Source organism: Pseudomonas sp. TE21394 (assembly GCF_054057835.1).
The window spans coordinates 4915780-4934852 of record NZ_JBSRZR010000001.1 but is presented as its reverse complement, the minus strand read 5'-3'; the positions used below and the strand labels follow the sequence as shown (position 1 = coordinate 4934852).

The 19073-nt window shown below is 64.0% G+C and carries 19 protein-coding genes and 1 pseudogene; 9 read left to right on the top strand and 11 right to left on the bottom strand.

What is annotated here, in order from left to right; translation table 11 throughout:
* Window positions 1–109 precede the first annotated feature (109 nt).
* The 3 genes from mapR to ACVWZT_RS22635 form a co-directional block, all read right to left on the bottom strand.
* Complete coding sequence (gene mapR, locus ACVWZT_RS22645) at window positions 110–1519, bottom strand: GntR family transcriptional regulator MpaR (protein WP_457471530.1); 1410 nt, start codon at window positions 1517–1519, stop codon at window positions 110–112.
* Window positions 1520–1568: 49 nt separating this feature from the next.
* Complete coding sequence (gene ccoG / locus ACVWZT_RS22640) at window positions 1569–2972, bottom strand: cytochrome c oxidase accessory protein CcoG (protein WP_457471528.1); 1404 nt, start codon at window positions 2970–2972, stop codon at window positions 1569–1571.
* 121 nt (window positions 2973–3093) lie between these two features.
* Window positions 3094–3333: a DUF3203 family protein gene (locus ACVWZT_RS22635; protein ID WP_457471527.1), complete on the bottom strand. Its 240-nt coding sequence runs from the start codon at window positions 3331–3333 to the stop codon at window positions 3094–3096.
* A gap of 133 nt (window positions 3334–3466) precedes the next feature.
* On the opposite strand from ACVWZT_RS22635, the gene ACVWZT_RS22630 reads away from it, so the two are divergent.
* Window positions 3467–3985: an MgtC/SapB family protein gene (locus ACVWZT_RS22630; protein WP_296232111.1), complete on the top strand. Its 519-nt coding sequence runs from the start codon at window positions 3467–3469 to the stop codon at window positions 3983–3985.
* Between the two features lie 531 nt (window positions 3986–4516).
* On the opposite strand, the gene ACVWZT_RS22625 is transcribed toward ACVWZT_RS22630, so the two are convergent.
* The 3 genes from ACVWZT_RS22625 to ACVWZT_RS22615 all read right to left on the bottom strand — a co-directional run bounded on the left by ACVWZT_RS22625 (window position 4517) and on the right by ACVWZT_RS22615 (window position 6809).
* Entirely contained in the window at window positions 4517–5416 is a 900-nt protein-coding gene (locus tag ACVWZT_RS22625; RefSeq protein WP_457471526.1) for a hydroxymethylglutaryl-CoA lyase, read from the bottom strand.
* Between the two features lie 19 nt (window positions 5417–5435).
* Window positions 5436–5834 carry a MerR family transcriptional regulator gene (locus ACVWZT_RS22620; RefSeq protein ID WP_013972930.1) on the bottom strand — a complete coding sequence of 133 codons (399 nt, stop codon included), beginning with the start codon at window positions 5832–5834 and terminating at the stop codon, window positions 5436–5438.
* Between the two features lie 96 nt (window positions 5835–5930).
* Window positions 5931–6809: a helix-turn-helix domain-containing protein gene (locus tag ACVWZT_RS22615; RefSeq protein ID WP_296232118.1), complete on the bottom strand. Its 879-nt coding sequence runs from the start codon at window positions 6807–6809 to the stop codon at window positions 5931–5933.
* Between the two features lie 172 nt (window positions 6810–6981).
* Between ACVWZT_RS22615 and pobA the strand changes: the two genes are divergently transcribed.
* The 4 genes from pobA to ACVWZT_RS22595 all read left to right on the top strand — a co-directional run bounded on the left by pobA (window position 6982) and on the right by ACVWZT_RS22595 (window position 11460).
* A complete protein-coding gene (pobA, locus tag ACVWZT_RS22610) occupies window positions 6982–8169 on the top strand; it encodes a 4-hydroxybenzoate 3-monooxygenase (RefSeq protein ID WP_296232119.1) in 1188 nt (395 codons plus the stop codon).
* A gap of 111 nt (window positions 8170–8280) precedes the next feature.
* On the top strand, window positions 8281–10071 hold the full coding sequence (gene ggt, locus ACVWZT_RS22605; RefSeq protein WP_457471524.1) for a gamma-glutamyltransferase: 1791 nt from the start codon (window positions 8281–8283) through the stop codon (window positions 10069–10071).
* Between the two features lie 70 nt (window positions 10072–10141).
* Window positions 10142–11023: a LysR substrate-binding domain-containing protein gene (locus ACVWZT_RS22600; protein ID WP_457471522.1), complete on the top strand. Its 882-nt coding sequence runs from the start codon at window positions 10142–10144 to the stop codon at window positions 11021–11023.
* Window positions 11024–11223: 200 nt separating this feature from the next.
* Window positions 11224–11460, top strand: coding sequence for a hypothetical protein (locus ACVWZT_RS22595; RefSeq protein WP_296232123.1), 237 nt, complete (start codon window positions 11224–11226; stop codon window positions 11458–11460).
* 4 nt (window positions 11461–11464) lie between these two features.
* Here the strand turns inward: ACVWZT_RS22595 and ACVWZT_RS22590 are convergent, their stop codons facing one another.
* The 4 genes and pseudogenes from ACVWZT_RS22590 to ACVWZT_RS22575 all read right to left on the bottom strand — a co-directional run bounded on the left by ACVWZT_RS22590 (window position 11465) and on the right by ACVWZT_RS22575 (window position 15484).
* Window positions 11465–12064: an START domain-containing protein gene (locus tag ACVWZT_RS22590; RefSeq protein WP_457471520.1), complete on the bottom strand. Its 600-nt coding sequence runs from the start codon at window positions 12062–12064 to the stop codon at window positions 11465–11467.
* Between the two features lie 89 nt (window positions 12065–12153).
* Window positions 12154–12990: a bifunctional allantoicase/(S)-ureidoglycine aminohydrolase gene (locus ACVWZT_RS22585; protein ID WP_170030190.1), complete on the bottom strand. Its 837-nt coding sequence runs from the start codon at window positions 12988–12990 to the stop codon at window positions 12154–12156.
* Window positions 12991–13126: 136 nt separating this feature from the next.
* Window positions 13127–14489: pseudogene (locus tag ACVWZT_RS22580) on the bottom strand (LLM class flavin-dependent oxidoreductase).
* Between the two features lie 14 nt (window positions 14490–14503).
* A complete protein-coding gene (locus ACVWZT_RS22575; RefSeq protein WP_296232128.1) occupies window positions 14504–15484 on the bottom strand; it encodes an aliphatic sulfonate ABC transporter substrate-binding protein in 981 nt (326 codons plus the stop codon).
* A gap of 248 nt (window positions 15485–15732) precedes the next feature.
* Here ACVWZT_RS22575 and ACVWZT_RS22570 point away from each other — a divergent pair, with 248 nt between their 5' ends.
* Window positions 15733–16404, top strand: coding sequence for a TetR/AcrR family transcriptional regulator (locus ACVWZT_RS22570; RefSeq protein ID WP_296232129.1), 672 nt, complete (start codon window positions 15733–15735; stop codon window positions 16402–16404).
* A 30-nt stretch (window positions 16405–16434) separates the two neighbouring features.
* Here the strand turns inward: ACVWZT_RS22570 and ACVWZT_RS22565 are convergent, their stop codons facing one another.
* Window positions 16435–17442 (bottom strand): GlxA family transcriptional regulator, encoded by a 1008-nt coding sequence (locus ACVWZT_RS22565; RefSeq protein WP_296232146.1) that lies wholly within the window; start codon window positions 17440–17442, stop codon window positions 16435–16437.
* A gap of 161 nt (window positions 17443–17603) precedes the next feature.
* Between ACVWZT_RS22565 and ACVWZT_RS22560 the strand changes: the two genes are divergently transcribed.
* The 3 genes from ACVWZT_RS22560 to ACVWZT_RS22550 all read left to right on the top strand — a co-directional run bounded on the left by ACVWZT_RS22560 (window position 17604) and on the right by ACVWZT_RS22550 (window position 18984).
* Window positions 17604–18074: an FAD/FMN-containing dehydrogenase gene (locus ACVWZT_RS22560; RefSeq protein ID WP_296232131.1), complete on the top strand. Its 471-nt coding sequence runs from the start codon at window positions 17604–17606 to the stop codon at window positions 18072–18074.
* Between the two features lie 105 nt (window positions 18075–18179).
* Window positions 18180–18392: a PLD nuclease N-terminal domain-containing protein gene (locus ACVWZT_RS22555; protein ID WP_296232132.1), complete on the top strand. Its 213-nt coding sequence runs from the start codon at window positions 18180–18182 to the stop codon at window positions 18390–18392.
* Window positions 18393–18573: 181 nt separating this feature from the next.
* The gene (locus tag ACVWZT_RS22550; protein ID WP_296232134.1) at window positions 18574–18984 is read left to right on the top strand and encodes a RidA family protein; all 411 of its coding nucleotides are present in this window, start codon (window positions 18574–18576) and stop codon (window positions 18982–18984) included.
* Window positions 18985–19073: the final 89 nt, after the last annotated feature.

Sequence of the window (19073 nt, the reverse complement as noted above, 5' to 3'; positions counted from 1 at the left end):
GGGCCACCCCCCAGCAGGCGGCGAATCCTTTCGCCCAGGGACTGCAGGGGCCGCCGCGAGGCATGGCATCACGGGCATTGATGCACAGGCTGCGCAATACGTTCAGCCATCAGAACGAACGGATGATCCGTCCCAGCGTTTCCATGGCCCGTTCGGCATCTTCATGCCAGGGGCTGCCATAGTTCAGGCGGATGCAATTGCCGAAGCGCCGGGTAGGCGAGAAGATCGGCCCCGGGGCGATGCTGATGCCTTGGGCCAGAGCCATGTGGAACAGCTTCAGGGCATCCATCTGCTCGGGCAGTTCCAGCCACAGGAAGTAGCCGCCGGACGGTTGGCTGACCCGCGTCTGCGCCGGAAAGTGGCGGGCAATGGCCGCCAGCATGTTGGCCTGCTGGCCTTCCAGGGCGTAGCGCAGCTTGCGCAGGTGACGGTCGTAGCCGCCGTGCTGCAGGTAGTCGGCGATGGCGGCCTGGGCCGGCATCGAAGCACACAGCGAAGTCATCAGCTTCAGGCGCTCGATCTTTTGCGCAAAGCGCCCGGCCGCCACCCAGCCGATACGGTAGCCGGGCGCCAGGCTCTTGGCGAACGAACCACAGTGCATCACCAGGCCCTCGCTGTCGAAGGCCTTGGCCGGTCTGAGAGCCTGCTGGGCGTAGTACAGCTCGGCATACACGTCGTCTTCGATCAACGGCACCTGATGCCGGGTCAGCAGCGCCACCAGCGCCTGCTTTTTCGCTTCCGGCATGCTGGCGCCCACCGGGTTCTGGAAATTGGTCATGCACCACACGGCTTTGACCGGGTGTTTTTCCAGGGTCTGCGCCAGTACGCCCAGGTCCATGCCTTCGCGTGGATGCACGGGGATTTCCACCGCCTTGAGCTTGAGCCGCTCCAGCACCTGCAGGCAGGCGTAGAAGGCCGGCGCCTCGATGGCTACCAGGTCGCCCGGCTGGGTGACCGCCTGCAGGCAAAGGTTCAATGCTTCCAGCGCGCCGTTGGTGATCAGCAGTTCTTCCATTGGCAACATCAGCCCGGCGACCATGTAGCGCAAGGCAATCTGCCGGCGCAGCTGCGGGTTGCCCGGAGACAGGTCGGTGACCACCATGCGCGGGTCCATGCTGCGGCTGGCGCTGGCCAGCGAACGCGACAGGCGTTGCAGCGGGAACAGCTCGGGGCTGGGGAACGCCGAGCCGAATGGCACGGTGTTCGGGTCCTTGATCGAGTCGAGGATCGAGAACACCAATGCGCTGACGTCGACAGCGGTGGACTCGCTGACCGGCTGCAAGGCCTGCGGCTCGCTGAACTGGCGTGGGGCGTAGGCATTGACGAAGTAACCCGAACGCGGACGCGCGCGAATCAGGCCGCGCCGTTCCAGCAGGTAATAGGCCTGGAACACGGTGGACGGGCTGACGCAGTGGGTCTGGCTGGCATAGCGCACCGAGGGCACACGCTCGCCGGGGCCCAGCACCCCGGAGCGGATCAGTTCGGCAATGTCATCGGCAAAGCGTTCGTAGCGTTTCATTCTGGCCTTCTGTCGAAGCCTGGCAGGCAAGGTGAGCTAGTGTAAGGGATCAACGGTTCAGCGGCGCGACGAAGCGGCTGTTGGCCACGCTGCGGATGCCGGGGTCGTCGCGGTCGCTGATTTCGAAGCCAAGCGTCTGCGAGCTGCTGGCCGGGCGCTCGGCCAGAAGCGCTACCGACACCGGCACCTCGCTCATGTCGCCGGCCGCGACAGTGAAGGCATTCTTGCCCTGCAAGCTGAAACCGTCAGCGTCCACCAGGCGCAGCTGATAGTGCCGGGCACGCGCGGTCTTGTTGATGACCTTGAGCAGGTAGATGTTCTCGATCTGGCCCTGGGCATTTTCGCGGAACAGGCCGCGGTCCTTGATCACGTCCAGCGATACCATCGGGCGCAGTTGCAAGGCCAGCCCCAGCGCCGCGATCATCACTATCAGCGCGCTGGCGTAACCCAGCAGGCGCGGGCGCCACCAGTGGGTGCTGCCACCTTGCAGGCTGTGTTCGGACTTGTAGCCGATCAGGCCACGGGTGTAACCCATCTTGTCCATGACCCCGTCACAGGCGTCGATGCATGCCGCGCAACCGATGCAGGCCATCTGCAGACCGTCACGGATGTCGATGCCGGTGGGGCATACCTGAACGCACAAGGTGCAATCGATGCAGTCCCCCAGGCCCTGGGCGCGGGCGTCGCTGCCTTTCTTGCGCGGGCCACGGGCTTCGCCACGACGCGGGTCATAGGCGACTGCCAGGGTGTCCTTGTCGAACATCACGCTCTGGAAGCGTGCGTAGGGGCACATGTGCAGGCACACCGCTTCGCGCAGCAGGCCGGCGTTGATGTAGGTGGCGGCGGTGAAGAACAGTACCCAGAACAGCGCCACACCGCCCAGTTGCAAGGTGAACAGCTCTGCGGCCAGTGGGCGAATCGGCGTGAAGTAGCCGACGAAGGTCAGGCCGGTGAGCAGGCCGATGGCCAACCACAGGCTGTGCTTCAACACGCGGCGGCCCAGTTTGTTCAGGCTCCAGGGGGCGGCGGCCAGCCTGATGCGCTGGTTGCGGTCCCCCTCGGTGACCTTTTCGCACCACATGAACAGCCAGGTCCAGGTGCTTTGTGGGCAGCTATAGCCGCACCAGACACGGCCGGCATACACAGTGATGGCGAACAGGCCGAAAGCGCAAATGATCAGCAAAGCCGACAGCAGGATGAAGTCCTGCGGCCAGAAGGTGGCGGCAAAGATGTGGAACTTGCTGTTACCCAGGTCCCAGAGCACGGCCTGGCGACCCTCCCAGTTCAGCCAGGCGGTGCCGAAGAACAGCACGAACAGGGCACCGGCAAAGCCGATGCGCAGGTTGCGGTACAGCCCGCTGAAGCTGCGCGTGTGAATGCCGCTGTCGTTGCATCGTGGCTGGGTGCTGGCGGGGGCGACGGCGATCTCTGTGAAAAGGATTCTATCGGTCATGGCTCGGTGCTCATCAGGCCTCGATCAGGCATGAACACTATGGCCATGGGCCTGTTATCAGCACAGGCTCAGATTTCCCGATAAAAACCGTATCAGATTCCCCGGCTCGCCCCGCCAGGCCCTAGATTACCGAGCCTGGCGCGCTGGCCTTGAGATGCCTGCGACTATCTATCGCACCCGCTACGGTCAGCGCATCGGCCTCGGCTTCGGTGATCGGCACGCGCTGGCCGGCGAGCAGGGCCACCGACATGCGCAAATGTTCATCGGTGATGATTTCGATGGCCGGGCCATCGCCTTCAATGCGCAGGTCCTCGCCAATCAGGGTGCAGCGGCGCGTGCTTGGGTCGATTTCAATGGGCATGGGGTGATCCTCCAGCGGCGGTTACAGGGTGGACCACGGAATCGTGTGGGTTGCTCCATTGGCAGGTTCAGCGGCACTTTGCGCTGGGTATCGCGGTCAACCTTTGCAGATGACAGGCACGGGAACAAGCACAATGGACCTCATCTGGCAAGCAATCCAGGCCGAATTCGCCGATATCGCCGATACCCGCGAGGTCACGCAGATCCTCGTGCGCCTGCTGATGGCCGCCTTGCTCGGCGCCGTGCTGGGCTTCGAGCGTGAACACAAGGGCAAGTCGGCGGGTGTGCGCACGCATATGCTGGTGTCGCTGGGGGCGGCGCTGTTCGTGCTGGCGCCGAGCATGGCCGGTGCCGAGGAGGATGCCCTGAGCCGGGTGATCCAGGGGATCGTCGCCGGTATCGGTTTTCTCGGTGCAGGCACCATCTTGAAAGGTAACGGCCAGGACCCCAGCCATGTCAAGGGCCTGACCACGGCCGCCGGGTTGTGGATGACTGCCGCCATCGGCACGGCCGCCGGCATGGGCCGCGAGGCCACGGCGGTGATCAGCACGGTGCTGGCCCTGCTGGTGCTGGGCACGATGCCGCTACTGGTGGACAAACTGGAAGGGCAGGATGAGAGCAAGCAGGAAGAGGAGGAGGGCAGGAAGCACTGAGGGGAGCCGAAGCTCCCCCCAAAGCGTTGTTGCCTGCTCTTTTTTTATTATTGGGACCGGCCTGTTGTTGTTTTTGTCAGCCTGTCCGGGTGTTGCGGGCGACCCCCATGCGGGGCCAAGAGCAAACGTATTTTTTTGAGCGCTGACCTGCTTTCATCATGGCTGATCCGAACCTGGCTGCCGCTACCTTGAGGTAGTTTTATTGTTCTGTGCCAGACCGCGGGGCGTACCCCTGAAAAGCGTGTCGACTCCAAAAAAATCTGCTTGCTGCGTCTCTGCCGTGTTGTTCTTGTTATGTCAGAGCCGTTACCTGTTGTTTTTATTGGGTGTCACATTTTTTTTGTTGTTGTGCGAAAGATATAGCAGGGTGCGTGCCAACTTTCGATAGTCCTTGTAAATCAATGACTTAAAGGTTTGTCGAAAATCGCCAGAGCTTGTAAATCTGCCGATTTGTTTCCCTGTTACCCGATTTTTCGCTGCAAAACGTGGCGGCGGTAACACTCACCCACAGCCATGTGACACCCGTATGACCTAGTGTGCGCTGCGTGCCCGTGCGACCCGCGACCCATTGTCACGGCCCAGCACGTCGCTGATGCGCTGGCCGGCGGCTATCAGCCGGTCGAGGTCGATGCCGGTTTCGATGCCCAGCCCCTGCAGCAGGTACACCACATCCTCACTGGCGATATTGCCAGTCGCCCCCTTGGCGTACGGGCAGCCGCCCAACCCGGCTACCGAGCTGTCGAAAACACGAATGCCTTCGAGCAGGCTGGCATACACGTTGGCCAAGGCCTGGCCATAGGTATCGTGGAAGTGCCCAGCCAGTTGCTCGCGCGGTACCTGTGCCGACACCACTTCGAACAGGCGCCGGGTATCACCGGCCGTACCGGTACCGATGGTGTCGCCCAGGGAAACCTCGTAACAGCCCATTTCGTGCAGGGCGCGCGCCACCGGCGCGACCTGCTCGGCGTTGACCCTGCCTTCATAGGGGCAGCCGAGCACGCACGACACGTAGCCACGCACGCGCACGCCGTGCTGGTTGGCCGCTTGCATGATCGGCTCGAAGCGCTTGAGGCTGTCGCTGATCGAGCAGTTGATGTTGCGCTGCGAAAAGGCTTCGGAGGCCGCCGCGAATACCGCGACTTCCTTCACCCCTGCGGCCAGGGCGTCTTCGAAACCGCGCAGGTTGGGCGCCAGCGCGGCATAGGTGACCCCCGGGCGCTGGTGGATGCCGGCGAACACCTCGGCGGAGCCGGCCATCTGCGGCACCCACTTGGGCGAGACGAAACTGCCCACTTCGATATAAGCCAGGCCTGCCTCGGTAAGGTCATCCACCAGGCGTACCTTGTCGGCGACGCTGATGGGCTGGGCTTCGTTCTGCAGGCCGTCGCGGGGGCCGACTTCGACCAGGCGGACGTGTTTGGGCAAGGACATGGCGGGTTTCCTGTGGCTTTCAGCGGTTGTCTTTGTTGTTCAGGGTGGCGGCCAGAGCCTGTTCACAGCGCTCCTGGGCGGTGTCCAGTTCCAGTTGCATCTGGTGGATGTCGAGCATCTGCTGTTCCAGCTGGGCGCGGCGCTCGGCGATTTTCGCCAGCATGCTGTTGAGCTGCTTGAGGTTGCCGCTGGAGGGGTCGTACAGCTCGATCAGCTCGCGGCATTCGGCCAGGGAAAAGCCGATGCGCTTGCCGCGCAGGATGAGTTTCAGGCTGACCTTGTCGCGCGCCGAATAGATACGTTCCAGGCCGCGGCGCTCCGGGCTCAGCAGGCCCTGCTCTTCATAGAAGCGGATGGCGCGGGTGGTGATGTCCAGCTCACGGGACAAGTCGGAGATGCTGTAGGTCTGGGTGCTCATGCTGGGGCTCGGCGTGGTGTATGCGGCTATCCTGACGGCAGGTTGACGTATACGTCAAGCAGAGGCGCAGGTACGTGTCGCCGGTGCGCGCCTGCCTCAGTCTGGCTGCGCCGCCCGCCGATAGCCATTGGGGGTCTGCCCGCTCAACCGCTTGAACCAGCGGGCAAAGTACGTCGGGTCGGTGAACCCCAGGCTATCTGACAACTGGCCGATACTCATCCGCGTGTAGACCAGATTGCGCCGCGCCTCCAGCAGCAACCGCCGGTGCACCACCTGCAATGCAGTTTGCCCGCTCAGCGCACGGCACAACTGGTTCAGCTGCTGGCTGGGGATATTCAGCCGCGCGGCAAAATCCTCCACCGACAGGTGTTCGCGATAATGCGCCTCGACCAGGCGCAAATACTCCCCCAGCAAGTGGCGGTCACGCTCATCGCGGTTGCGTGGTGCCTGCCCCGACTGCTGGCGGCGGCTGATCCATACCATCAGCGCCGTCACCAGGGCCTCGAGCAGCGCTGGCCGTGCCGGGGCGTTGCCCTGGTACTCCTGCTGCAGGGTGTCGATCAGGCCGCGCAAACGCCCACGGTCCTGGCCCAATGGGTAGCATGCCGCTTTCGCCAGTACCGCCAATGGCGCGCCCAGGCGCTGCTCCAGGTTTGCTACCAGCGCCGTACCGAAGGTCAGTACATGCCCCTGGATATCGGCACTGAAGCGAAAACCGTGCACGGTCAGCGGCGGCACCACCTGGATCGCCGCTTCGCCGATAGTGCTGCGTAACCCCTCGATCTCCACTTCGGCCCGGCCGCGCTGCACGTACAGCAGCTGGAACAGCTCGGCGTGCTGGTGTGGCTTGATTTCCCAGTGGTGCAGGCGGCTACGTGCCTCGATCGACTCGCAGTGCAGCAGGTCGTTACCGGGCCAGGCCTGGTTTCCGCCATACAGCGTGAACACCGGGACGCCGGAGAGGGGAGATTTCATGCAGGAGCGCCTGTCCGTTAATCGAACGTTTTTTGTAAAAGTGCAGGTTATGCATGGAATAGCACAGCTGCGCAGCGGTTTTTGCCAGTAAAAATGCAAAGGCAAACCCTAACAGCAGATGCCGCCTCACTGCCAGTCCGAGGCCGGTGTCGTCCGCATAGAGACAACAACAATGAAAACTCAGGTTGCAATTATTGGTGCAGGCCCGTCTGGCCTGCTGCTGGGCCAACTGCTGCACAATGCCGGTATCGATACGCTGATCGTCGAGCGCCAGACCCCGGAGCATGTACTAGGTCGGATCCGCGCCGGGGTGCTGGAACAAGGTACGGTCGACCTGCTGCGCGAAGCCGGCGTGGCTGCGCGCATGGACCGCGAAGGACTGGTTCATGAAGGGGTCGAGCTGCTGGTTGGCGGGCGTCGCCAGCGCCTGGACCTCAAGGCCCTGACCGGCGGCAAGACGGTGATGGTATACGGCCAGACTGAAGTGACACGTGACCTGATGCAGGCGCGTCAAGCCAGTGGGGCGCCGACCCTCTACTCGGCGAGCAATGTCCAGCTGCATGAACTCAAGGGCGAGCGGCCCTACCTGACGTACGAGAAGGACGGCCAGGTCCACCGCGTGGACTGCGACTACATCGCCGGCTGTGACGGCTTCCACGGTGTCTCGCGGCAGAGCATCCCCGACGGTGTGCTCAAGCAGTACGAGCGGGTCTACCCGTTTGGCTGGCTGGGCCTGCTGGCCGATACCCCGCCGGTCAATCACGAGCTGATCTACGCGCACCATGCGCGCGGTTTCGTGCTGTGCAGCCAGCGTTCGCTCACACGCAGCCGTTACTACTTGCAAATCCCGCTGGAGGATCAGCTGGAGGCGTGGTCCGATGAACGCTTCTGGAATGAGCTCAAGGCACGCCTGCCCGAAGACGTGGCGGCACGCCTGGTGACTGGCCCGGCCCTGGAGAAGAGCATCGCGCCGCTGCGCAGCCTGGTGGTCGAGCCGATGCAGTACGGTCATCTGTTCCTGGTCGGCGACGCCGCGCACATTGTCCCGCCCACCGGGGCCAAGGGCCTGAACCTGGCCGCCTCGGACGTCAACTATCTGTACCGCATCCTGCTCAAGGTGTACCGCGAAGGGCGTACCGAGCTGCTGCAGCAATATTCGCCGCTGGCCCTGCGCCGGGTGTGGAAGGGCGAACGCTTCAGCTGGTTCATGACCCAGCTGCTGCATGATTTCGGCAGCCACAAGGACGCCTGGGACCAGAAGATGCAGGAGGCCGACCGCGAGTACTTCCTGACTTCGCCGGCGGGGCTGGTGAACATTGCCGAAAACTATGTGGGCCTGCCGTTCGAGGAGGTGACCTGAAGCCCGTGCCTGCCTGCGTGCATCCATGCCGGAAAAGCTGCCAGGGCTTGCAGTGATGTTTGCGTATGACCGACAGTGCCGTGCTGAACAGGTAATGGCAGGAAGCAAACGATGACATTCTTCACCCACCTGACAAGCGCCCTGTGCCTGCTGGCTACCAGTGGCTGGGCATGTGCCGATGCGGTACTGCCAGCACCACCGGAACTGGCCTCCGGCTATCGTTCTGGCCTGCAGCCGGTGCACGCCAGCCGGCACATGGTCGCTGCCGCCAACCCGCTGGCCAGCGAGGCGGGGCGGGCGATGCTGCGGGCCGGTGGCAGCGCCATCGACGCGGCCATCGCCATGCAGATGGTATTGACCCTGGTCGAGCCACAATCCAGTGGTATTGGTGGCGGGGCGTTCATCCTGTACTGGGACGGCCAGCGCGTGCAGGCCTACGATGGCCGCGAGACAGCCCCGGCGGCGGTGTCGGAAAAGTTGTTCCTGCAAGCCGACGGCTCACCCATGCCGTTCAGGGAGGCGCAGATCGGCGGCCGTTCGGTAGGGGTGCCCGGCGTGTTGCGGGCGTTGCAACTGGCCCATGCGCAACACGGCAAGCTGCCCTGGGGCGAGCTGTTCACCCCGGCGATCGCCTTGGCACGCAACGGTTTCCCGGTTTCCGAACGCCTTCACGCCCTGCTGGCGAGTGACCCGTTCATTGCCCGGTCACCGGCCATGGCCCGCTACTTCCTGGATGCGCACGGCAAACCGCTGGCGGTCGGCACGACCTTGCGCAACGCCGAGCTGGCGCAAACCTTCGAACAGATTGCCGCGCAGGGCGCCGAGGCGTTCTACACCGGCGAAATCGCCGAAGCCATCGTGGCCAAGGTGCGCAGCCATGCCAACGCCGGCTACCTGACGCTGCAGGACTTGCAGCAGTACCAGGCCAAGGAGCGCGAGCCGGTATGTGGCCCCTACAAGGCCTGGCGCATCTGCGGCATGCCGCCGCCTTCGTCGGGCGGGGTGGCGGTGCTGCAGACCCTGGGCATTCTCGAAGCGCTGCAGCGGGCTGCGCCGGCACGCGACCTTGCCACCATGCGGCCGGTCGCTGCTTCATCGGCTGCCGAACTCGAAGCCCCAGCGCTGGCCGTGCATCTGGTTGCCGAAGCCGAGCGCCTGGTGTATGCCGACCGCGCCCAGTACCTGGCCGACAGCGATCATGTGGCTGTACCGGTCAAGGCCTTGACTGACCCCGCCTACCTGGCCGCCCGCGCCGGGCAGATCGGCGACTACAGCATGAAGCGCGCGCGCCCCGGCAAGCCGCAAGGCGCCGACCTGGCCCTGGCCCCCGACCGTTCGCCGCTGCGTATTTCCACCTCGCACCTCAGCGCGGTCGATGACCACGGCCAGGCCCTGGCCATGACCACCTCGGTGGAAGCAGCGTTCGGCGCGCACCTGATGGTCAAGGGCTTCCTGCTCAACAACCACCTGACCGACTTCTCTTTCATCCCGCAGGAACAAGGCAAGCCCGTGGCCAACCGGGTGCAGCCGGGCAAGCGGCCGCTGTCGTCCATGGCGCCGACCCTGGTGTTCTCGCAAGCCTCTGGCGAACTGGTGGCCAGCCTGGGCTCGCCCGGAGGCTCGCAGATCATCGGCTACGTCAACAAGGCGCTGATTGGCCTGCTGGATTGGCAGCTTGACCCGCAGCAGGCGGCCGGCCTGCCCAACTTCGGCAGCCGCAATGCCGACACCGAAGTGGAGGCGGGGTTGGCCAGCCCGGCGCTGATCCGCCAGCTGGCAGCCTGGGGGCATGTGGTAACACCCATGAGCATGACCAGTGGCATGCAGATCATCCAGCGCAGCGGTGACGGCTGGTCGGGCGGTGCCGACCCCCGGCGCGAAGGTGTGGCACTCGGCGACTAGCCCTGCGCGTTGCGGTGCAGGGGGTGGCGTGATAGAAAACAGCCTTGCCATTTGAAAGTTGAATACCAGAATGTCTACTGGCGTGAAATCGAATAGGGCCCTGTTCGACCTCGACTTGCTGCGCGCCATTGTGGTGGTGGCTGATTGCGGCAGTTTCACCACGGCTGCCGCCCGTCTGCACTCGACCCAATCGACCATCAGCCAGAAGGTGCGGCGCCTCGAGGACATGGTCGGTCATCGCCTGCTGGTACGCGGCAACCGGGATGTGTTGCCGACCGACGCCGGGCAGACCCTGCTTGGCTATGCCCGGCACATGTTGGCCCTGAACGACCAGATGCTCGAAGCCCTGGCCGGCGCGATGGTGGGCGTGACCGTGCGCCTGGGCGTGCCCGAGGATTTCGTTGGCGGGCGAACGACCAATGCCTTGTCAGCGTTCAGCCGGAGGCACCCACAGGTGAAGCTGGAAGTCACCAGTGGCCTGTGCCGGGACCTCAGCCAGGCCTACGATAATGGCGAGCTCGACCTGGTGCTGCTCAAGCAGCGGCGCAACGCCCGCGAAGGGGTGGCGTGCTGGCCGGAGCGCCTGCAATGGATCGACAGCGCACGTGCGCCGGCATTCGAATTGGACCCGATCCCGCTGGTGACCTTTCCACCGCGTGGCCTGTACCGCGACGACATGATCAACGCCATCGAGGGCACGGGCCGGCGCTGGCGCATCAGTTTCACCAGCTCCAGCCTCAGTGGCATCCAGGCTGCAGTGGCCGATGGCATGGGCATCAGCCTGCTGCCACCGCGGGCCGCTACCGGTGAGCACCGGGTACTGGGGGCAGGCCAGGGGCTGCCGGAGGTCGACAGCTACGAAATCGTCATCGTTCACCGGCCGACGGCGGATGTCATGGTCAAGGCCCTGGCCGAGGTGATGACGCAATTGTTGGCGGGTGGCGGCATCTGAGCGCTGCAACTGCGGTAGCGGGGTTCGGCGAGGTGTCGAATGCGCTGTCTTTCCCTTGGACGATGGCTGCTGCCTCGATCATTCCCACAAGGCAGGCGCGGGTTTCTGAATGATTCGAGGGGAATCTGGCTAAAGCCATCCAGACTGGGCGGAACATAGGATCTGCTGCGCAACCCCTTTGATCTCATTCCGGAGACCCTATGAAAAAGATCGCATTCATAACCCTGCTGGCCGCTGCAGGCCTGGTTCAAGTAGCTCACGGCAACGAGCGTGAAGAAGCGGATACTGCGGTCAGCGAGACGACTGCATCGTCTACCGAACAGCCTGAAGCCCGTCGTCGGACCGTCCGCAGCATTGGCGTGCCAGACACACCCTGCCCTGAAGGTACCTACCTGACTGCAGCCGGCCATTGCAACCCGTCCCACGAGTTCGACTGAAGCCTCAAGGTTGACGCTCGGCTACGGCCCTCAGGGTTCTGAGGGTCACCACCGGCGCATCGACCACGAACCGGTTGGCCAGCCAACCCGGCACATCCCCCGCCGGGTCGGCTTGCAGCTGGTAGATCACCTCGGTTTCCCGCTTGCCGAGCGGCCTCATGATCCATTCGCCCGACAAGTGCTGCATGCGGATCAGCCCGGGCTCTTCTGGCAAACGGCCCGGCTCGGCACTCAGGTGCCGCACCAGGGTACCGTCGTCGAGCCGCTCGGTGGTCACTTTCAGCACGATGTCCCGGGGCATCGTCGGCCACGGCAGGTTGGTGGTCAGGTACACCCAGGTATCGGCACCGTTCACCTCCAGCAGGCGCATCTGCTTGCAGGCGTACAGCCATTTGCAGGCTACCCGCAGGTTCTCCTGCAGGTCGGTGAGCGTGCGCACGCTGGCCTTCATGGTGCTGACCCCACGAAATTGCCGGTACGGCGAGCCGGTAACACCGCTCAGGTAGACGCGAATGCCTTCGCGGTCGTAGGCCAGGTCCCAGTCATCGGCGGCCAGGGCGGGGGGGCACAACAGCAGGACGGCGAGCAGCAGGCAGCGGTTCATGGCAGGCACCGCGCGGGGTTTGGAGGTTTCAGTATGCGCGGCAAACAGAAAGCCCGCCAGATTGGCGGGCTTGCGGAGTCAGCCTGGGCTTACCGCTTGGGGTTCAGCGTCAGGTGCACGTGGCGGTTGACGTCCTTGTACAACAGGTAGCTGAACTTGCCTGGGCCGCCGGCATAGCAGGCTTGCGGGCAGAAGGCGCGCAGCCACATGAAGTCGCCGGCCTCCACTTCTACCCAGTCCTGGTTCAGGCGATACACCGCCTTGCCTTCGAGCACGTACAGGCCGTGTTCCATCACGTGGGTTTCGGCAAATGGGATCACGCCGCCCGGTTGGAAGGTGACGATGTTCACGTGCATGTCGTGGCGCATGTCGGCCATGTCGACGAAGCGGGTGGTGACCCAGCGGCCTTCGGTGCCTGGCATTTCGATGACGGTGGCGTTGTCACGGTGGGTGACGAAGGATTCGGGAACGTCCAGGCCCTCGACCTTCTGGTAGTGCTTGCGCAACCAGTGGAAGGTGACGTTGGCCTTGCTGTTGTTGCGCAGGCTCCACTCGGCGCCGGGGGCCAGGAAGGCGTAGCCGCCCGGTACCAGGGTGTGGTGTTTGCCTTCGACGGTGATATCCAGTTCGCCTTCGACGATGAACACCACCGCTTCGGCGTTCGGGTCCAGCTCGGGGCGCTCGCTGCCGCCTTCCGGGGCGACTTCGACGATGTACTGCGAGAAGGTCTCGGCAAAACCGGTCAGCGGGCGGGCGATGACCCACATGCGCATCTTGTCCCAGAACGGCAGGTGGCTGGTGACAATGTCACGCATCACGCCCTTGGGAATGACGGCATAGGCTTCGGTGAACATGGCACGGTCAGTCAGCAGCTCGGTCTGAGCCGGGTGCCCACCGTGGGGGGCGAAGTAGGAATGATTCGACATGGACGATCTCGACTTGTTGTTCTCTCCCCATGCCGTGAACCGCACCGGCCGGTGCGGCGCAGGGGATGTGGCGACAGGATAGGGGCGAGTGCGTGCCATCCACAAATTAAATGTTGGAATACCCGCTATTTGCCAGCTAAATGCTGACCTGGCGGCCGGCGTGCGCTTCCGGCAAACGGTCGCCCTGGCCGAACAGCTTGTGCCGCAAGCTGCCTTCGGCATAGCTCAGCGGGTAGCGGCCACGCCGTTGTAACTCGGGTACCAGCAGCTCGACCACCTGGGCGAGGTCGTCCGGTTGTACCGCATAGGTCAGGTTGAAACCATCAATGCCGGTCTCCTCCAACCAGCTTTCCAGCTGCTCGGCGACTTCGCTGGCCGCACCGACCAGCACCGGGCCGCGGCCACCCAGGCCGACGAATTCGGCGGCCTCGCGCACGGTCCAGCGGCGGTTCGGGTCGGCCGCGGTAAAGGCGGCCAGGGCTGCACGGCCGGCATCGTTCTCGACATATTCGATCGGCGCATCGGGATCGAGGCCGGCAAAGTCGATGCCGGTCCAGCCCGACAGCAGCGCCAGGGCGGCGTCCAGGTCCACGTAACGGCGATACTCGGCGAAGCGTGCTTCGGCTTGTTCCCGGGTGGGGGCGACAATCAGCAAGGCCTGGGCGTAGATCAGCACGGCGTCACGGCCACGCCCGGCGGCCTCGCTGGCCTGGCGAATGCCGTTGGCGTAGCGGTGCAGCACCGTGGGCGTCGGCCCGCTGATGAACACGCATTCGGCGTGGCGCGCCGCGAACTGCTGGCCGCGCGGCGAAGCGCCGGCCTGGAACAGCACCGGCGTGCGCTGGGGTGACGGCTGGCACAGGTGCATGCCGGGTACCTGGAAGTGCTCGCCGGTGTGCTTGATAGGGTGCACCCGGGTTGGCTCGATGTACCGCCCGCTGTCACGCTCCAACAGCACCGCATCTTCGTCCCAGCTTTTTTCCCACAGCTTGTACAGCACCTGCAGGTATTCCTCGGCCAGGTCGTAGCGCTGGTCGTGGCCCAGCTGCTGCGCCAAGCCCAGGTTCCTTGCGGCACTGTCGAGGTAGCCGGTGACGATGTTCCAGCCGACCCGGCCATTGCTCAGGTGGTCGAGCGTGGACATGCGCCGGGCGAACGGGTAGGGGTGTTCGTAGGTGAGCGAGAAGGTGACGCCAAAACCCAGGTGTTCGGTAACCCCGGCCATGGCCGGGACCAGCAGCAGCGGGTCGTTGACCGGCACCTGTACACCACCGCGCAGGGCAGCCTCGGGGCCGCCCTGGTAGACATCGTAGATGCCCAGCACATCGGCGATGAACAGGGCGTCGAACAGGCCGCGTTCAAGCAGGCGGGGCCAGGTCGGTCCAGTAATCCAGGCGGTTGAAGTTCACACTGGTGTTGCGCGGGTGCCGCCACAGGCCGGGCGACTGGTGGCTGGCGGCGTTCATGCTGAAGGCGTTGAAGCGGATCGGGCGCGGCATGCTGTGGGCTCCGTTCAGGGCAACACGGAAGCCGGGTAGACCGCGTCGGCGACCTGCAGCTTGTGCGGAATCAGGCCCAGGCCCTGGAAGGTATCGGCCAGCTTCTGCTGCTCGGCCACAATCTGCGGGGTGATCGCCACGGCGTTGTAGTTGCGGCGCTCACTGGCCACTTGCAGGACATTGGCGCTGATCCCCAGTTGTGGCGACAGCAGCGCGGCGACTTCGGCAGGCTTGGCGTTGGCCCACTGGCTGACCTTGCCCAGTTCGGCAAAGAAGGTTTTCAGCAGGTCGCGATGTTCATCGGCGAAGCTGGCTGTGGACAGGTAGAAGGTGCGGTTGTTCGACAGGCCGCTACCGTCGCGCAGGCTCTTCAGGCCGGGCTGGCTTTCGGCTGCCGCCAGGAACGGGTCCCACAGGGTCACCGCCTGCACGCTGCCTGACTGCAGGGCGGCCACGGCATCGGCGGCGTTGTTGACGTAGGCCGGGGTGATGTCACGGTAGCTGAGGCCGGCCTGCTCCAGGGCGACGGCCAGCAGATACTGCGCATTCCAGCCGCGACCCGTGGCAACGCGCTTGCCTTTGAGGTCCGCGACGCTGGCCAGCTGGTCCTGCTCACGCACCACCAGGCCGATGCCACGTGGGTAGGGTTGCTCGGCAGCCAGGTACACCACCGGCTTGCCTGCGGCCTGGGCGAACACCGAAGGTGCATCGGCAGCGTGGCCGAGGTCGATGGCACCGGTGCTCAGGGCTTCGAGCAACTGCGGGCCAGCGGCGAATTCATGCCAGCTGACGGTCACGCCTTGGGGTGCCAGGGCCTTCTCCAGAGCACCGCTGCCCTTGAGGATATTGATACTGTTGAACTTCTGGTAGCCGATGCGCAGGGTCCTGGTGTCGTCGGCCAGGGCTTGCGACCAAGGCAACAGGGAACTGGCGACACTGGCCAGCAGACCGCCGAGCAGCAGGCGGCGCAGGGGGGAAAAAGCACGGGCGGGCATGGGCATTGCTCCTTGAGTCGGTAGGGAAACGGTGCGCCCAGACTAAGGAGCTGGCGTTAGGCTTTCAATTTTTATATTCCATTTCGTTAGAATGTTTAGTCATTTACATATCATTTTGTTTTATTGGTGGCCTACCCGGCGCGTCAGTTGCGCTGAAAGCATCCGGCCGCCGTACCAACAGCGCGCTTCCCTGCGTGGCCCCGCTCACGGATAATCCGGGCAATCCAATAAACAGCCTGTGAGTGGGTATGAGTGATTCCGTAGTCAGCCTCGGCCAGCCTGAAATCGTAGGGGGGCGCAAGACGCGCAAGAACAACCCCGAGAAAACGCGTGAGGACATCCTTCAGGCCGCGATCAACGAGTTCGTCCAGCAAGGGCTGGCCGGTGCCCGTGTTGACGCCATCGCCGAGCGCACCGCCACCTCCAAGCGCATGATCTACTACTACTTCGGCAGCAAGGAGCAGCTGTACTGCGAATGCCTGGTCAAGTTGTACGGGGATATCCGCAAGACCGAGCAAAGCCTGGACCTGGAGTCACTGCCGGCCGAGCAGGCGATACGTCGGCTGGTGGAGTTCACCTTCGACCACCACGACCGCAACGTCGATTTCGTGCGGATCATCTGTACCGAGAACATTCACTATGGCGAGTACGTGAAGCAGTCGCCGGCAATCCGCGAAATGAGCAGCCTGGTGCTCGAGGCGCTGGGCAACACACTGCGCCGTGGCGTCGAGGAAGGGGTATTCCGCACCGGCATCGAGGTCATCGACCTGCATATGCTGATGAGTTCGTTCTGCTTCTACCGGGTGTCGAACCGCCATACTTTTGGCGAGATCTTCCAGATCGACCTTTCCTCTGATGAAGTCAAGCAGCGCCACAAAGCCATGATCTGTGACGCCGTGCTGCGCTATATCCGCGCCTGAGCAGCATTTTCGGGTGGCTTGCGCGGCCCGTCATTCGCCCAGACGCTGCTCGCGCGACGGCGGGTAGCCGAAGTACGCCGCATAGCATTTGCTGAAGTGCGACACCGAGACGAAACCGCAGGCCACGGCCACCTCCATCACCGACAGGTCGGAGTACTGCAGCAGGCGGCGGCTCTTGGTGATGCGCAACTCCATGTAGTAGCGCCGCGGCGAGGTACCCAGCTGGGCCTGGAACAGGCGGTCGATCTGCCGCCGCGAGCGCCCGCTATAGGCGGCCAGCTGGTCGAGGCTGAGGGTTTCCTCGAGGTTGTTCTCCATCAGCTCGACGATGGTGCGTAGGTGCAGGCTCATGGATTTCTTCGCTCCCGGGCCAACCTGGCGGTAGCGGGCGCCGGAGAACGACAGGATCTCTTCGACGCCTTCGGCCAGGCCGTCGCCATACAGCCGGCGCACCAGGCCCAGCATCAGCTCCATGGCGCCATTGGGGCTGGCGGCACTGAGGCGGTCGCGATCGAGGGTGAAGCTGGCCGGGGTGATGCGTGTCTGCGGGCTGCGTTCACTCAGGCTGGCGCGCTGCTCGGGGTGGATGCTGCAGCCGTAGTCGTCCAGCACCCCGGCGCGGCCAAGGAACCAGGCACCGTTCCACAGGCCACCGAGGGCCATGCCGTGGCTGGCGCAATCGTCCAGCAGGCGGTCAAGTTCCGGGTACTTCAGGGGCGTGCGCAAGCCGCCGCAGATTACCAGCAGGTCCAGTTCTTTCAGCGCCTCGGCAGACACCTCGGTGGCCACCAGCTCCAGCCCCAGGTCGCTGAGCACGCGGTCGCCATCCAGTGACAGCGGGGTGAAGCGGAAGCTGTCGGCGCGCAGCAGGTTGGCCGTGACCAGCACGTCCATGGCGACGGTGAAGCTGGCCATGGAAAAGTGTTCGAGCAATACGAAATCGACCCGATAGGGGGCCTGGGCATTGGCGCTGGTGGACTTCAGACGCAGCATGTTGCTGGTACTGGTCTTCTTGCTGAACTGGCGTGGCGTGGGCACTCTGGACTCCGCTACCGGGCTGGCCTGGAGAGTGTGGCGGGTGGCCGCGGGAAAGACAATCTCGCAGGTGGTGCTGGCATAATCGAGGTCGTGTTCAGGCAAGCTGCCTGGCCTGGCCGGTTATCGCCATGCTGATGTTCCCGTCACTGAGGATGCCCTTGATGAAACACGTCGCTGCCCTGTTGCTTTGCCTGGTGCCACTGCTGGCCAATGCCCTGCAGCCTGGCGAAAATCTCGCGCCGTGGACGTTGCTCGACCAGCACGACCAGGCCTACAGCCTCGATGCCGGCACGCATATCCTGCTGGTAGCCCGCGACATGGACGCTGCCAGGCTGGTCAAGGCGGCGTTGGCCGACCAGCCCAAGGGTTACCTGGAAGCGCGCGATGCGGTATTCGTCGCCGACATCCAGCGCATGCCGGCGCTGATCAGCAAACTGTTTGCCGTTCCCGCCATGCGCGGCTACCACTACCGGGTGCTGCTCGACCGTGATGGACGGGTAGCCAGCCGTTATACCGGGCAGGATGGCCAGGTGCAGTGGCTGCAACTGGAACAGGGCAGGCTGGTGAGCCAGCAGGCGTTTGCCGATGCGGCAGCGTTGAAGGCGGCGCTGGAGACTGCACCACGGCACTGAAACCTGTCTGCGGCGGCCTGGCGCTCGGTAAGCCACAGGCAAATCAATCTGAACCCTTGGCGTCCCCCGCAACCAAAAGCAGTACATGCCATTGGGAGGATGCTCATGGAAATCGGAACGATCTGGTTCATCGTCGCCATGCTGGTGATCGTGCTGGAAATCTGGGCCATCTGGCACATCATCGGCAGTGACCGGCGCGCCGAGCGCAAGATGCTGTGGATTGTGTTCGTGGTCTACGCGCCATTCCCCGGCCTGCTGTTCTGGGCCTGGCGTGGGCCGCGGGCGGTGAAGGGCAGGGTGGTGCTGGAGGAAAAATAAGCTGATCGGCATCAGGCGCGGGGGCGCCTGATGCAATCCAGCCCGTAGCAGCCACCGTGCAGACACACGCGTGGCCCACGGGTGCCTGCGCCGCGTGCGCACCGTGCTGTGCATCGCACTTGACCTCTAGTTAACTCAAGGTCTGATACTGCGCCACTCTTTCACTGATCGAGGGCTTATCGTGACCCATTCAACCGCGTTCCAGCTGAGCAATCCCGAAGGCTTGTACGACCCCAGCGACAATGCCTATTCCCATGTCGCCGAGGTCCGGGCCGGCAGCCATCTGCTGTTCATCGCCGGCCAGGGCGGGGAAGACCGCGACGGGCAGCTGTCGCCGCTGTTCGCCGAGCAGGCACGCCAGGCGCTGGCCAACCTGGAGATAGCCCTAGGCGCGAAAGGTGCCAACCTGGCCCAGGTGTTCAAACTGACGCTGTTGATCGTCGACCATTCGGAAACGCGCCTGCGTGAGTGGGTCGCCGAGGCTGATAGGGCCTGGGGCCCCCACCCGAAACCGACCTGTACGCTGATACCGGTAGCGCGGCTGGCGCTGGACGGCATGCTGGTGGAGATCGAGGCGGTGGCAGCGTTGTAGAGCACCCTACGTAGGTGCCGGCAAAGTGAAAGGCTGTTGTATATCGGTGCTGGTCATATCAGCATGTCCGCTATAACAACAATTCCTTC